Source organism: Colwellia sp. 12G3, from assembly GCF_002836775.1.
Lineage (GTDB): Bacteria > Pseudomonadota > Gammaproteobacteria > Enterobacterales > Alteromonadaceae > Colwellia.
The window spans coordinates 1-16,377 of record NZ_PJAQ01000008.1; the positions used below are offsets into that span (position 1 = coordinate 1).

The 16,377-nt window shown below is 39.2% G+C and carries 10 protein-coding genes; 3 read left to right on the top strand and 7 right to left on the bottom strand.

Annotation, left to right across the window (positions count from 1 at the left end):
• Window positions 1-295 precede the first annotated feature (295 nt).
• From CXF71_RS02915 to CXF71_RS02940, 6 genes are all read right to left on the bottom strand, one after another.
• The gene (locus tag CXF71_RS02915; protein ID WP_101231500.1) at window positions 296-799 is read right to left on the bottom strand and encodes an FKBP-type peptidyl-prolyl cis-trans isomerase; all 504 of its coding nucleotides are present in this window, start codon (window positions 797-799) and stop codon (window positions 296-298) included.
• Window positions 800-950: 151 nt separating this feature from the next.
• On the bottom strand, window positions 951-1,850 hold the full coding sequence (locus CXF71_RS02920) for a DMT family transporter (protein ID WP_101231501.1): 900 nt from the start codon (window positions 1,848-1,850) through the stop codon (window positions 951-953).
• 98 nt (window positions 1,851-1,948) lie between these two features.
• Window positions 1,949-5,830 (bottom strand): AAA family ATPase, encoded by a 3,882-nt coding sequence (locus CXF71_RS02925; protein ID WP_101231502.1) that lies wholly within the window; start codon window positions 5,828-5,830, stop codon window positions 1,949-1,951.
• Window positions 5,827-7,272 (bottom strand): exonuclease subunit SbcD, encoded by a 1,446-nt coding sequence (sbcD, locus tag CXF71_RS02930; protein ID WP_101231562.1) that lies wholly within the window; start codon window positions 7,270-7,272, stop codon window positions 5,827-5,829. Before sbcD ends, CXF71_RS02925 begins: the two co-directional genes overlap by 4 nt.
• Before the next feature lie 208 nt (window positions 7,273-7,480).
• Window positions 7,481-9,130, bottom strand: a complete 1,650-nt coding sequence (locus tag CXF71_RS02935) for an SUMF1/EgtB/PvdO family nonheme iron enzyme (RefSeq protein WP_101231503.1) — start codon at window positions 9,128-9,130, stop codon at window positions 7,481-7,483.
• 591 nt (window positions 9,131-9,721) lie between these two features.
• Complete coding sequence (locus CXF71_RS02940; RefSeq protein WP_101231504.1) at window positions 9,722-11,701, bottom strand: methyl-accepting chemotaxis protein; 1,980 nt, start codon at window positions 11,699-11,701, stop codon at window positions 9,722-9,724.
• Between the two features lie 705 nt (window positions 11,702-12,406).
• Here CXF71_RS02940 and CXF71_RS02945 point away from each other — a divergent pair.
• Entirely contained in the window at window positions 12,407-13,510 is a 1,104-nt protein-coding gene (locus tag CXF71_RS02945) for a threonine aldolase family protein (RefSeq protein ID WP_101231505.1), read from the top strand.
• Between the two features lie 202 nt (window positions 13,511-13,712).
• Here CXF71_RS02945 and CXF71_RS02950 read toward each other — a convergent pair whose 3' ends face one another.
• Window positions 13,713-14,333: a hypothetical protein gene (locus CXF71_RS02950; protein WP_101231506.1), complete on the bottom strand. Its 621-nt coding sequence runs from the start codon at window positions 14,331-14,333 to the stop codon at window positions 13,713-13,715.
• Between the two features lie 271 nt (window positions 14,334-14,604).
• Here CXF71_RS02950 and CXF71_RS02955 point away from each other — a divergent pair, with 271 nt between their 5' ends.
• Window positions 14,605-15,030 (top strand): cytidine deaminase, encoded by a 426-nt coding sequence (locus tag CXF71_RS02955; RefSeq protein WP_232771363.1) that lies wholly within the window; start codon window positions 14,605-14,607, stop codon window positions 15,028-15,030.
• Between the two features lie 9 nt (window positions 15,031-15,039).
• Window positions 15,040-16,356, top strand: a complete 1,317-nt coding sequence (gene deoA, locus CXF71_RS02960; RefSeq protein ID WP_101231507.1) for a thymidine phosphorylase — start codon at window positions 15,040-15,042, stop codon at window positions 16,354-16,356.
• The last annotated feature ends 21 nt before the right edge of the window (window positions 16,357-16,377 follow it).

Here is a 16,377-nt window from a genome sequence, read left to right on the forward strand (position 1 = left end):
ACTTGACCTAAAGACATCCAGTAGCTAACGTCAATAATGCGCACTTAGTTGCCATTATTTTTTTGTTTTTTGTGAAGCTTTTATCGTTTTCTCACTACTTTTACGCAATAATTTTAATTATTATTCCCAATCTAGCTCCGGCCTAGGAAATGCAGTTCAAGAATTTTTATAATTTGTGACTATCTACAGACGCGGTAATGCACATATAAAAAAACGCTAAGTAGTTAACCTACTTAGCGTTTTTTATATATCAATTATTCAACCGTACAACGGCTAATTAATAGTAAATGTTGAACTAGTGATCGTGACCACAGCTGCTATCTGCGCTGTGAACGTGTCCGTGTTGTACTTCTTCTTCAGTCGCTTCACGTACGTCAACTATTTCAATATCAAAAGTAAGCACTTTGCCCGCTAATGGTGGGTTGATATCAACAGTAACCATAAACTTGCCCACTTTAACTACAGTAACTTGGCGTTGACCCGCGTCAGTTTGAACTGCAGCAGTCATGCCTTTTTTCCATTTAGCATTTTTGCTTACTAAACCGTGTAAATGTTTAACAGGAACACGTTGCTCTAAACCTTCTTGATAAGGACCGTAAGCTTCTTCAGGTTGTAAAGTTACTGAAAACTTCTCGCCTCTACTTTTACCTGTTAATGCTACTTCTAAGCCAGGTAAAGTGTTGTTAGCGCCATGTAAATAGGTTAGAGGCTCATGACCGTCTGATGATTCTATTTCTTCACCCGCTTCATTTTTAAGGGTGTAGTGAAAGTGAGCAACGGTTTTTTCAGCAATTTTCATAGTGATCTCTTCTTTAGTACTTTTGTACTTTTGTTAATATTCAGGTTAATACTCGCGTGAGTAAAAATAAACTTTACTGTTATGGTGTGCATTTTACCTATCTTTACTCAGTAATCAAATGGATTTACTACCCTATTTTTACGGCTCTACTTTATGACCAAAGTAATAAGATAACCACACTTAGCACAATCAGGAACATGCCTAGGTATTCTTTTAAGGTAATAGTTTCTTTAAAGACACGGTAAGTTAATGCCAAGGTAATAAAGAATTCAACTTGCCCTAAAGCTTTTACATAAGCGGCATTTTGATAGCTCGCTGCAGTAAACCAACCAATAGAGCCTAATACACTGGTTATGCCAACAAATAAACATAACCGCCAGTGTTTAAACATAACGGGGAATTGTGATTTATCTTGAAGGTAAACGTAAATGAATGAGATCAACGATTGCACCGTGATCATAAACACTAAGGTGACGGCTGCACTGACCATTAAATCAGTATTAAGTGCCAAGCTTGATTGACGTATAAGTAAGGTGGTAATCGCTAAGCCAAGACCTGCAGCTAAACCATAGCCCATGCCAATAAGACTTTGTGAATCAGCCAATAAATCTCTGAGGTTAAACTTCACTTTAGAGACTAAAAATACGCCAACAACACCGACAACGACACTAAACCAACCCAAACCAGAAAGCGTGGCGCCGAATAACAAAGCGCCAACAATAGCGACTTGAATCGCCTCAGTTTTAGCCAAACTAGTCGCTACGGCAAAGTTACGGTAGCGAAAAGCCGCCACCAAACACGCGGTGCCCCAAATTTGCATCACACAAGCAATTAATGCGTATTGTAAAAAGTCATTGTTCAACGCTGGTACTGCTACTTCTCTAAAGTCGAGCAACCACCAGAGATAGCCCCATGCAAAAGGTAAGGCAAAGAAATAGCGTACTCCAGTAGTCGCCATTGAATTGAGCTTACCCGATAATTGTTTTTGTCCTGCTGTTCTTACCGCCTGCATTGTTGCAGCTAATAAAGTGAAGTAAATCCAAATTTCCAAAGAAGTGCCCTTGCTTATTATTTAGTGATTAATCTTTAATTTCTAATGTTTAGTATTTAATGATGAGTGGCTTTGTTACTCGCTAAGTTATAATGTCGTTACACTTTATCTTTCTCAGGCTCGTTAACCGTATCAGCATGAAACTCATACTGTTTATCTAAACTGCTAACACCTAAACCACTGAGCTTTTTAACTTTTATTTGCACGCCAATACGTTCTTTTAGGGCTTCAACATGGCTGATGACGCCAATCATTTTGCCACTGGCGTTTAAGTTATCGAGCGCATCTAGTGCCACTTCAAGGGTATTGTTATCTAACGTACCAAAACCTTCATCAAGAAAGAGTGAGTCGATACTCGTTTTGTTACTGACTAAATCTGATAGAGCTAAAGCGAGGGCTAAACTTATCAAAAAGCTTTCACCGCCAGATAAGGTTTTAATATCGCGTGCAGTATCTCCTTGCCAAGTATCAACAACTTCCAGCGCCAAGGTATCACTTTGCTGGCATTGCAGTTGATAGCGACCAAAGAGTCGCTCTAATTGCGCGTTAGCTAAATGCACTAAATTACTTAACGTTAGACCTTGCGCGAACTTTCTAAATTTAGCACCATCGGCTGAGCCAATCAGTGCATTAAGGTGGCTAAGATCATCTAACGCAAGTTGCGCGTTTTTGATTTGCTCAAGCAGAGATTGTTGTTGGATTTTATTGGCTTTATCATGGCTAATTTGTTGACTGAATTGTCCTGTTTTTTGTTGGCACTGCTTTAATTGTTCTGACAGTTTAATGAGCGTATTTGAAACTGATTCATCATCAAAATCAACGGCGCCACTTTCACTCAACTCAGCCTTTTTATTTGCTAACTCCAGCGCTACTTTGTCACCTTGAGCAATCAATACTTGCGCATGTTTCTTGTTATCACTAATATCGCTAGCAAGCTTATGAAGTTGCTGTGCTTTTTCAGGACTAATCAATGCCAATAAGAACTGTGCTTCATCGATAAAGCTGCTGATAGAGAAGTGTTTATCCCAATCAGTTTTTACGCTGTCATTTTGTTCCAACAAACTTTCTAACTGGGCAGTTGCCGTAGTTAATTGACCTTTATTAAGTTGTTGCACTGATAATTTTTCATTATGCACGATATCAGCGCTATTCAACGAACGTTCGTTATCTTCTCGATTTTTGCTGATATCAGCCCTCAAAAAAACAGTATCTTGCATACTAACATCATCAAATCCCAGCTCAACAAACAAAGTAAGGCGTGAGGCATTATTAATGGCTAACTCACTTTCTTGCTGACTTAACTGTGTTGTTGTTTGGTTTAGCTGATTTTGTTGCTGTTCAACTTGCTGCTTTAATAAAGCAAGATTGTTTTCAAGCGTTATTAAGTGGTCTTGTGCGGTTTGGTGTGTGTTAACAATACCTTGATATTCTTGCCCTTGTTTCGAAACTGACGCCAGCCAGTTTTCATCAATACAAATATTCTGAGTTTGCTGGTCACGATCACTCATGGGTAATGCTATCTTTTCTGTTATATGAGTGGCCATGATATCTGCTAACAATTGCGCATTGTGCGTGACAATAGCTTGTTGCTCGGAGGCTAAGTTGGTACCAATTTTGGTTTTAACATTGTGTTGCGCATTACCTTGCTCTTGTACCAATTGTAATTGGCTCTGCTGAGCTAATAATTGCTTATCACAATGAATGATCTTTTCCGCGTTTTGTTGTTGTATCTGGCTATTTTCTTGCAATTGTTGTTGTAAGGAAACGAGTTCTTTAAGCTGATGCAAGATATCGTTTAGTTGCTTAGCTAACCTTTGTTCCGCATCGACGTTTTGTAATGAGAATTGGTTAACATTTAACGACTGCCAATGTTGCTCAATCCCATTTTGTTCGCTCATTATGCCTTGCAAACGATTCTGCTGGGCGTTAAGTTGCGCCGTTAATTGTGCTTTAACGTCCTTGAGCTGATTTCCCTGTTTTTCTATTTGTGCTAGTTCAATATTGAGTTGAGATAACCGCTGTTGATGTTCATCACTATCCAAAGATTTATAGTCACTGATTGCAGGATGCTCAAGCGAGCCGCACAAAGGACAAGCTTCTTCTGGCTGAAGTTTTGCTCTGTGGTCACTTAACGCCATAATGGTTTGTTGTTGCGAAAGTAAGGTTTCAACATCTTTTTTCTGTTGATTATTCGCACTATAGCGTTGACGTAACTGTGTTAGTTCTTGCTCAGTTACTGCTAGTTGTTTTTTGTCGTTTAGTTGTTGCAATGAAAGCGTTTGCTGCTCTTGCCCTAAGACATGAAAACGCTGTGCTAACTGCATAGCTTGCTTTAACGTTAACTGTTCGTTCTGCCTATCAATAACCGCTTGATTTAGCGCCGTAGCTACGGCGATAATATTAAGCTCGGTCTCTTTACCCGCGCTTCGATCGGTAACATTAGCCAAGATCCCTTGAGCCACTTGGCTGTTTCGGACAAGTTGTTGTACTTGCTCTGACATCACTTGCTTTTGGTTATTAAGTTGCTGTAATTGCGCTTCACTTTTCGCAATCTGTTGCTGCTTGATTTGCTGCTCTGACGTTAAATCTGAAAGTGTTCTATCAACATCACTTTGTTCATTTAATAAGCGCTCCACACTCGTTTGCTGTTTCGTTAATTGTTGATACTGATTTTGCCACAGTGGTAATTTTTCAGGCAGCTGCTGTAACGCTTGGCTGTTTGCTAAGTACGCTTGCTGCTGCTCAACCGTTGTTAATGCTTTTTGTTGCTCAACGCCGGCAACTTTTACGTTATCAATATTATGATTTAGCGTTTTATTTTGAGTCACAACAGTGTTGTTTGTTTCTAACAAAATCGCTTTTTGATGGTTGATGGCATGCTCAAGTGGCTCAATTTTTTCATGCAATACTTGCTCAATCACTTTACGCTGTGTTTCAGCTTCAAGCTGAGTAGCTTTGAGCTGTGTTAACTTTTCTGCACTAGCTACAACGTCTTGGTCTAGTAGATCTAACTGCTGTGTTTGATTTGTAACTTGCTGTAAGGTTTGTTGATATTGCTCACGATAGTGCACCATTTTTTCATAGGGCGCACGAAGTGGCTCGGCGATTGTAGATTGCGCTAGTAAACCAAGATCCTTTTCTGCTAGTTTTTCTTGCGCTTCAACCGCTGTGAGTCGCTGTTTGGCTGCTATTTGCGTTTGTTCATTAGCGACAAAATTTGAGCTCCAATTTTTTACTAATTGGGCTTGCTGTAATTGTTCATTTAACTGTTTCTCTTCATTAGTAGTTTGTTCAAGTTGCTGCTCAAGTTCACTGACTTGCTCATCGTTGAGCAAGGTGACCCCCTGACTTTTCGCCTGTAATAATTTTAACTCGTCACTGGCACTGCGGTGGTTATCAAAAACTTTTTTTGATATATCGCCATAAACTTCCGTACCGGTAAGTTGCTCGAGTAACTGTGCGCGTTCATTGGCAGGAGCATTTAAAAAGGCGGCAAACTCTCCTTGAGAGAGCATCATAGATTTGGTAAAACGTGAAAAATTCAGCCCTGTTAATTCACTTATGTCAGTACGAACCGTTCTCAGTTTGTCTGACACTATGGTGCCATCAAGTTTGGCTAACTCAGCAACAGGCTCCAATAAATTACCATCAAGCTTATTGCGTGCGCGTTTTTGGCTCCAAAAAGCTCTGTAGCCCTGTCCCTTTACCTCAAATTCAACCTCGCTCATGCAATGGCTAGTGTGACGTGTCATTAGTTGGTTTTTAGTTTTAGATATACCCGAACCTGACTTTTGATTTAGTCGTGGTGTTTCATGATAAAGCGCTAAACAAATGGCATCGAGTATGGTGGTTTTACCTGCGCCAGTAGGGCCAGTAATGGCAAACAAGCCATTGTTATCAAAAGGTGCTTCAGTAAAATCTATTTTCCAACTGCCTTTGAGTGAATTAATGTTCTCAAAGCGTAAACTTAATATTTTCATAAATTTTCTTGTCCAACTTCTTCAGTCTTAACGCCTTGATCAGCTTCTTTTATTTTTAACGTTTCAGTATTTTTCTCGGCAGGTAAGTTAACTGGTTTCTGCTGGGATGCTAATTCTACGGAAATCTCGGTAAATAATTGCTTTAAACGTGTTTTACGACTGACTTCTTCATCTGTTTGCCAATCAAGTTGTGATAAACGCGAATCAAATACCTCAGCTAAAGACAACTCACTTAACATACTGTTATCTTGTTGTGAAAGTTGTGCCTGTCGACGTTGGCGCGCCTTTTTACAACGACGTACCAATAACACTTCAAAAGGCATATCATCGGCTAAGTCACTCACCCGTTGTGATAAATCGCTCAAATGGTCGCCATTATCAATTTCAATATCAAGCCAAGCCTTAACGCTCGCAGGAAGAGTATCTTCTACTTGGCGATTTTCAAAAGCGACTAACGTTTCTTGCAGTGAGCTTTCGAGTGTATCTACCGATGTTTTCACCATATATAAGGGTTGAAAGCACGGCACAATTAACGCTTCAACCTGCTTGAGCTTTCCTGAAGTGAAATCAACCATAAGCACACGTTTATCTTGTTTGGCTTCATCAAAACTTAACGGTATTGGTGAGCCGCAGTAACGAATATGCTCTGATTTTGCGACTTGCTGTGCTCTGTGAATATGTCCAAGGGCAATATAATCGGCCGGCGGAAAAGCACTGGCTGGAAACGCTTCTAATGAGCCAATATAAATATCTCTGACCGAATCACTCTTGCTATCGCTTACCGATACGCCAAGCGCCGTTAAGTGACCCGTTGCAATAATAGGCAGTTGCTCGCCCTGCGCTAGGTTTAGGTCTTTGGCTAAGTTTTTCGATAAGGTAAGTGCGTATTGATAAAGCGTCTGATAGTGATCACTGATCGCTTGTTGCAAACTTTGCTGTTTATCTTTAGCGGACTGTCCTGCTCGACTTTTAATAACATCGCGGGGACGAACAAAAGGAATCGCGCAAATAATGGCTGATGGTTCTCCTTTGGCATTCATTAGCGGAAATACTTGCTGATTTAGCGCAGCACTTTCAATGTCACTTTCCATTTCGCCTTCACCAATTGAGGCTGGAATAACTTGGGTGATAACACGGGTAGATAAACTGGCTAACACCGCCTGAGACTCCGATAACATGGCAACAGAGTCATGATTTCCGGCCAAAATAACGAGCTGACATTGGGTCACATGTAACTTAGCAATAAAATCAAAGTACATTTCACGGGCATAACTTGGCGGTGTTGATGTATCAAAAATATCACCCGCAACTATAATCGCCTCAATATTATGGGTGGTAACTTGGGCTAATAGCCAAGTAAGAAATTGTTGATGTTCATTGGCGCGGCTTTTGCCGTAAAAATATTGGCCAAGATGCCAATCTGAGGTATGGATAATACGCATAAAAACGGTAAGAGACTGTGCAATGAAGAGTTGACCGTAGTTTACCTGAACAAGTAAATTAAGTGTAGTCACTCATATTTCATATACTACTTACCAACTCAACAATGTATGAAGCTTTGGTGATAGTATTTCGAACCGTCCCTCCCTAATTTGTTGAATAAAATGCTTAAGGTCAATAACCCTAAGCATCTTCATTTATTCACTAAATTTAAATTTTATTTAGTTCTAACCAGTTGAGCTTCCAGTTATTATCCAATGATTTTATTACTAGCGTTATCTTGCCTTTGTTAAGGTGTAACATGCCGCCTTGTTGAGTACTCCATTCATTATAACCTCCGGTCTTCAACACTTTTTCAATTGCCACTTCTTTGCCATCAACCAACACCTTAAAACCTTTTGTATCTCGAGGAGCTGCAGCGCGGTAATTAAGAGAATAATCCCCAGACTTTAGTACTTCAATTTCATACGTTATTTCTGCGTTATCCGCTATACCGCCAAATCCAGTGAGATTATATTTTCCCTCAATATCAGACGTTCTTGTGACGTCAGCGCCTTGTAATTTAACGGCACCTTCCGCTTCTATTCTACCAGGCGCTCTAGCTATAGGAGCTTTAGTCGTTACCACATCACTATAATCACTTTGTTGATGCTGTCTTACAGCGACTACCGTGTATTCATATCTAAGGCCATCAACATTGGCATCTTTAAACGTTGTTTCTATTAGATTAGCTGCCATCAGCTTAAAAGAACCACCAATACCGGCATTTCGGTATATACGATAACTATCAATTCCCTCTTGCAAGCTTTTATCCCACGTCAATGTCACTAAACCACTCGCTTGGTTTAATGTTAAATTAGTTATTTTGTCTGGGTAAGGAAGCAGTGCATCGCGTCTGCGTTGTTCATTTAGTTGAGCTGTTTGTAATTCTTTTGAGAATGATTTTGTATTGTTTGATACTGAGGAAACGTTACCATCAAGTGCAACCCTAAAACCTTCAACGCCACCAACAAATGTTTCATTTATTCGTCCTCTTTGGCTCGTTGAAAAGGTATTCCAATGCCAACTGCCACCGCGCGTTACACGATATTCACAGACGTCGTCAATAAGCGCTTCACCAGAATTGGGGGCATTGTTATAACTGTCTTGATAACAATCAGCAATATACTCAACGACATTACTTACCATATCATGTAGACCGAATGAATTAGCTTTATACATACCGACAATACTTGAATAGGCCGAGTGATCAACACAACTAGATTTACCATTAAAAAAGTTTACATAACTGGTATTAGCATCACGCTGTAATATATTTTCGCCTGTTAAATCCGCTGTATTTTCATAATCACATACCAAGGTCTGATCAACATCATCACCAAAATAAAACTTGGTCTTTGTGCCTGCTTTCGCTGCATATTCCCACTCTGCTTCACTAGGTAATCGATATGGTCGTCCAGTTTCCTTCGCTAGCCATTGGGTGTAAGCATTGGCAGCTTTCCAACCAATACAATTCACCGGTTGAAAATCATTTGTTGTTAGTGAATTATTGTCCCAACTACCGGCAGTTTCACCATAATTAAACCAACCATTAAGTTGATGAATACACTGTGAGGGCATTTCATACCCTGTTGCTTCGACAAATTGCCTAAATTCTTTTCTCGTGATTTCGTATTTTCCTAAACTAAATTCTGCAACGTTTACGTTATGAATAGGTTGACTGTCTTTCTCGCTAGTATCCCCCATTGCAAAACTACCACTGGGTATTTCAAGCATAATAGGTTCTATCGGTTCAACCGCATAAAGATGATAACTAGTTGCAGATAAACAGAGGGTCAATACGAGTTTATTTAATTTCATTTAGGCTTCCTTTTTTTAAGAGGCTTGATAATGAGCAGTAGACGACTCAAAGTCTTATTAAAAACCTAGGATGTATGGAAATAGAAAAATAATAGAAAAACCTTCACCTACAAATTGTAATAGTTAGCTTTATCTAAACCACATAGATAATAAATTAACTTCATTATCTTTAAAATTTGTTTTATATGGGGATAAACTGCTTCATTCACATTTTAGTAAGCAAGTTTATTTGTAACAACGTTAGATGATTATCAGGTTATCCCTTAGCCAATTTAACTTTAGATAACTTTAGATAACTTTAGATAACCTTGGTGCTGGAAATTTCAACTTTCTCTAAAAAGAGTATTTGCAAATTACCATGACTGTGTTTGCTGAGTTCTATCGTATTGCTAACGATGAAACGGTTAAGGAAAGTAAGGTTATTTAAGATTAGAGTATCAAAATGGGTACGTGGAGATTCTAACGACTATACCCGCCCCGTCTTAATTGAGCATAAATAACTAAAAAATAGGTAAGGTGCTTTTTACGCTGTACCAGAAGAAAAACTAGCACCTATTTAACTATAGGTGCTTTGAACGCTACTAATTAAAACTAAGCCACTCTAAAGTGTTGAGTTAGCTGATTTAATTTAGATGCTATTACGCTAATATCTTGCCCCGCTGTTGATACCTGGGTAGCTGCTGCCGCATTTTCATAGGCAACGTCACTTATTGCCGTAATGTTTTGAGATATCGCATTAGAGACACACGACTGCTCTTCAACAGCTGTTGCAATCAACTCTGTCATTTCGGTAATACTAGCTATTTCTCCATTCATGGTATGGATCATGTCAGCTGTCGTGTGTGCATTGGATAATGTGTCTGCACATACATCTCGACTAGTCATCATTGCTTTTACCGCTGAATTTGAAGCACTTTGCAGTTTTCCAATCATGTCTTCAATGTTTTTAGTCGACTCTTGTGTTTTTGAAGCTAATGTTCTGACTTCATCAGCAACAACAGCAAAACCTCGTCCTTGCTCACCGGCTCTTGCCGCTTCAATGGCAGCATTAAGTGCCAGCAAATTCGTTTGGTCTGCAATACCACGTATCACCTCAAGAACAGATCCAATTTCATGAGAGTCAGTTTCTAACGTTTGAATAACCTCGCTTGCACTGCTAATTTCTCTATCTAATTGTCCTAGGTCATTAATCGTTTGTGTCAGTTTATTATTGGCTTCATTGGAGGAATATTGTGCTGCTTTGGCTGAAGTTGCAGCATTGGCAGCACTCATGGCGACCTCATTAATACTTGTAGACATCTCTTCCACTGCTGTCGCAACTTGTTCAATACTCGATTGCTGCTCTTCTAAACTTACTGAAGACTGCAAACTTAATGCACTCGTTTCTTCAGCTGAACTGGCTAAGTTATTACTGTTATCAACAATTTCACTGACCACGCCTAAAAGGTGACTGGCCATGTGTTTCATGGCGCCGTAAACACCTTGCATTTCACGAGATGTATCAAAATCCACGGTTAAATCACCTTTAGCAATGGTCTCCGAGATGCTTTTCATTTCACCTGGCTCACCACCTAATGGTGTTATAATTGATTTGGTAATTGAGCGGGCTACCGCAATGATCACCACGACAAAAAATAAGATAATCGTTAATATATTCCAATACAGTGTTTGTATTGGCGCAAACGCTTCAGCAACATCAATTTCTGATAACAAGCCCCAACGTATACCATCAAGCTCAATGGCCGTGTATGCAGATAAAACGGGATTGCCATTATAATCAGTAATTATTTTTTGCCCCGTATTGCCTTGAATGGCTAAATTAGCGGCTTCAGTGTTTACGCCATTTTGTTGCACGGTTCCTGCAAAAGAGGCCATGACTGAATGGCCCTTAGGATCAAGAAAAGAGTCTGAGCGCATCAATAAATCACTACCAACAAGGTAACTTTCACCCGTGTCGCCCATTCCGGCTCGCTCTTGCATTACTTTATTTATATTTTCAATCGATAATTGTAAGGCAATAACAACAGAGACGCCTGTGCTAGTGGTAAAAGGCAATGCTATAAACCCTGCAGGCTCGCCGTTGCTAGGGCCGTAACGGCTAAAGTCAGACATGCCAAAAGTCTGTTTATTTTGCACGCGTCTAAATAATTTTCCTAAACCGGAGTCCTGATATTGACCAGCCAACAAATTAGTTTGGTAATCCGCTTCTTTGCTTACCGTATAAAAAATCCCACCTGTATTATCAATGATGAAAAAATCGTAATAACCATAAGCTTTTATAAAGGATTCAAAATATTGATGATTATCATGTGCAGAAACGTTCAAAGCGTCTGTAGTGCTAAAATCCAACACCTTTTGAATGGTTCCACTGAGTACTTCAATATCCCCTTTTCGCTCCGCGAAGTACCCTTGTATTTGTGATTTTTTAATTTCTCTAACGGCAACTAATTGTGAAAAAGCTTGTTTTTCAATAGTACTACTGGCGACATAACTTGATATGCCTCCAACCAAAAGCATTGGTGTTAGTGCAATGGCTAAAAAGGTGATTAACAGTTTGTTTTTTAATTTCATAATTTTTCAATTCCTTAAATAATGCACTTTAAAATATTAAAAATATAATTAAAGTAGAAAATGAGACGTGGGTAAATAGGAGAAAACTTGGAAGTGTCAACAGCAGGTAAAAGTAACTTTATCGATTAACAATGCTAAGTCCCAACAAAATAAATTCGAATACAGCCGAACTTATCGTAGCAATTATTTAAATTTCACAATAAAACATCCTTGTTTTTTGTTTTGCTCGGGGTCATAAAATGTAAAAAGAGCCAAGCTGTATGGCTCAAATACACTTTAGTTAAGCGAATGAATTAGCGCATGAACATATAATAGGTAGGGGGTAAAAACAAACACTAAAATGTAACAATTCATTAACATTAGTTATCTAAAGATTTGAATCAAGCGTTTTGACATGCTAAATTCTGCACTTCGTAACCAAACTCTTGGATCGTGGTTTTGCAGGTATCGCAACTAATGATCACGTTGTATACGCAGGTATTACAGAGTATTTAAACCTAACTTGCACGAGCACCTTTAATACCGACTATACCAATAAGTCCATAAAAGAAGTATCCCTTTGGGCAGGTTTCATACTAATCAAAACCTTAGTTCATTTAGGGTAATATTATCGAGGCTTGAAACACACTAAGATGCTAATGAACTATCTTATCCATGTCATACCCTTTAATATCAATGGATAGGCCCAACATCCAGAAAATTAATATGTTAAGTAGCGATTTCAAAAAACAATATCTGCGCACCCTTGCTAACTGTGACAACAGTCTCTTTCGCCATCCCCAGAGAACAATGACCGAGCGCTTACAGAGCTTACTTCCTTTAGCTGCACAATATTCTGAGGCGGATTGTTACGGTCAGGGTGAGCTAGTTAATGAATTCGAACAGCAGGTTGCCGCTATGTTGGGGCACGAAGCCGCACTTTTCCTCCCCTCTGGCACCATGGCACAAACTATGGCATTACGCATTTGGGCAGAGAAAAAGCACTGTAACCAAGTTGCTTTTCACCCCACCAGCCATTTACAACTCCACGAACAAAACGCTTATCAAGTCTTGCACGGACTTGACTCCTGCTTAGTGGGCAAATTAAATGAAGTGATCAATCGCGCAGATCTAGACACTATTCATATTCCTTTAGCAGCACTTTTACTTGAACTGCCCATGAGAGAAATTGGTGGCCAGCTGCCCACATGGAAAGAACTTGAAGCACAACAAAAATGGGCAAAAAGCCAAGGTATCGCTCTGCATTTAGATGGTGCTCGTTTGTGGTCTTGCAGTGAATATTATCAAAAAACGCTAGCTGAAATTGGTAGCTTATTTGACTCTGTCTATGTAAGTTTTTATAAAGATCTTGATGGGATCGCCGGCGCCATGTTGACGGGCTCTGCTGAGTTTATTGATGAGGCGCGTATCTGGACGCGTCGTTTAGGTGGTAACCTGATCACGTTATTTCCCGATATACTCGCTGCGAAACAGGGGTTGACTGACAATATCCCTCTTATGCCAGACTTTGTCGCCAAAGCTGCGACCATAGCAAAACTATTTAATCAGCACTTCCCCACACATACTATTCCCTTATGTCCCCCGTGCAATCTATTCCATTTAGTAATAGAGCAGTCTGCCAAAGAATTAATGCCCAAAGTTATGAAATGGTCCGAGCAATATAATATGGCTTTACTCCCCTTGCCTAGAACGCAGACCGATACCAGCTGTCGATTCGAAATTTCCATAGGTCAAAATGCATTAAAAGTAAGCAACCATGACTGGCAGAAGGCGATAGCAAGTTTTGCACACGATATTATTTTGGATTAGTCAATATGCCAATCCGAGGTATGGATAATACGCATAAAAATAGGAATATACTGTGCAATGAATTTATTTTTATCACAATGGGAATTTACGTCGTGTCTCGCTTTAAATCCTGCCTGAAATTTCAAATTTCTTGTCTACGTTCAATAACATTTCGATCTTCTTAAAACTTATCATTTTATAGATTAACCAACTCAAGAAATAACTAATTCAAGACTAATTCAAAATCATGAGCTTTTTTGATAAAGCCGACACGCTTTAAATAAAGCTCATGCTTATTATCAACAGATTGCACTATTAAATGCTTCACTCCTTCTTGATTAAGTGGGTTATTCTGCCCTGTAAACATAAATTCTGCGGCTTTAAAATCTCTATCTTCAGGAATGATATAGTCTAATAGTACTTCCACTCTGCCTTCATCATCTAATGCTTTATAAGAAAATAAGCCAACTGGTTTCATATTTCTAAATAGCAATAACACTACAGCATCATCGAGTTGCTGCCAGTGGAACTTTTGATCTAACTGCATCATGTCTTTTCCGTATTGTTCTTTTAATAAGTTAAATAACGGCGATGTAACTGACTTTAACCTGACTAAATTAAATTGATCTTTCTCCTGATAAATACGCACTAAATAATAAGCATCCACTAAAGCAACCCAACCGTTAAGAATGAAAACGGGATAAGCATCAATAAAGTAACCATAAGTACTAAAAGCAGCAGCACCATAAAAATTTAGCCAACGTAACCGTTTGATATTAGACATCATTAAAGATAAGGCGATTAACACACTAGCTACATAACCAAAGACTTCTAACAGGGACATAACAACACTCTTTTAATAAAAATCAAATACCATTGAAATACCTGACCAACTGGACAGTATATAGCTATAAATAATTACACAAGGAAATAATATATACAACCAAAGATTTAAAATACTATTAAACAGTACCTTACAGTCATGATGCGGCACATTGCAAAACAAAATTACTTGACCAAGTGGTCAGTAAGTAGAGATAAATATTGACACAAGAGTCAAATAAACACAATATACACTTATTAAATATATAGAATAGTATGTTACTGGCATAAATATGAAACTAGATAAAAACAACATGAAGCTAGCCAATTGGCAGCCACTTATCACCGAAGCAAAAAAATCAGCGTTAAATGCTTACGCGCCTTACAGTAAATTTCATGTTGGCGCAGCGGTAATCAATAGCGAAGATAAAATATTTTCCGGTTGTAATGTCGAAAATGCTTCTTACGGATTAACGGTATGTGCTGAACGCAATTGTTTATCTTTTGCTGTCAACCAACAATCAAGCAAAATAAAAGCACTACTGGTTTACACTCAACAGGAACAATTAACGCCCCCCTGTGGTGCTTGCCGACAAGTAATCGCTGAATTTCTTAGCCAAGATGCCTTAGTAGCATCAACTAACCACCTAGACCATTTGAAAGTATGGACGGTTGCAGAGTTGCTTCCCGATGCTTTTACACCTCAATTATTATCTTAAGGACTCACTATGCACTTACCTCAAAATATTATTCGTCAAAAACGTAATAAACAAACCTTAACAGTCGATGAAATTCAAAGCTTTGTTGATGGTCTTAAAAATGGTGATTTCACCGATGCACAAGTTGGATCTATGGCGATGGCCATTTGGTTAAACGGTATGACAACTGATGAAGTCGTTAATCTAACCATGGCTATGCGTGACTCAGGAACGGTAGTTAACTGGCATAATAAATTGGATAAACCTATCGTTGATAAACATTCAACCGGTGGTGTTGGCGATAAAGTTAGCTTAATGTTAGCGCCAATAGTTGCCGCTTGTGGTGCTAATGTACCCATGATTGCGGGCCAAGGTTTAGGTCACACCGGTGGCACTGTTGATAAATTAGAGGCTATCCCCGGTTTTAATGTCCGCCCTAGCCTGCCAGAGTTCCAAGCGACTGTTAAAGAGCAAGGTACGGCAATTATTTCACAAACAAAAGATTTAGCACCTGCTGATAAACGCCTTTACTCCATCCGAGATGTTACCAGCACGGTAGAGTCAATTCCCTTGATTACCGCGTCCATTTTATCGAAGAAATTAGCCGCGGGTCTTGAATCTTTAGTGATGGATGTCAAAGTAGGTAATGGTGCCATGATGGCTGATATTGAATCAGCCCAGGCGTTGGCCCATTCGATAGTGTCAGTTGCCAATGGTGCAGGTACACCAACCCAAGCCTTAATTACCGACATGAACCAACCACTTGGTACAACGGTAGGTAACGCGCTAGAAATACAAGAAACTATCGACTATTTAACCGGAAAATACCGTGAGCCAAGACTACACGAAATTACTATAGCGCTTGCTGCTCGCATGTTATTAACCAGTAAAATAGCCGCTGATATTCAACAAGCAACAGATTTAGCCGAAGAGGCCTTAACATCAGGTAAAGCAGCAGAAATATTCAGCCAAATGATCACCGCTATGGGCGGTCCTGCTGATTTATTAACAAATGCTGAAAATATTCTCCCTAAAGCTAATGTTATAAAAACCATAGTCGCTTCTAGGGACGGTTTTATTGGTACAATGGATACCCGTGCTATAGGCATGGCATTAGTACAAATGGGTGGTGGTCGTGTCGATCACAATCAAAAGTTAGACTATAGCGTTGGCTTTAGTGACATTAAACCTAAAGGCACAAAAGTAGCTGAAGGTGATATTATTGCGATTGTTCATGCCAATGACGAATCCCAAGCCACACTTGCAATTAAACAGTATTTAACGGCGGTCGAAATTTCAGAGTCCCAAGTTACTATTGAGCCAGTGATCCATCAACTAATTACCTAGTAATCTAGTTAGGACAATATT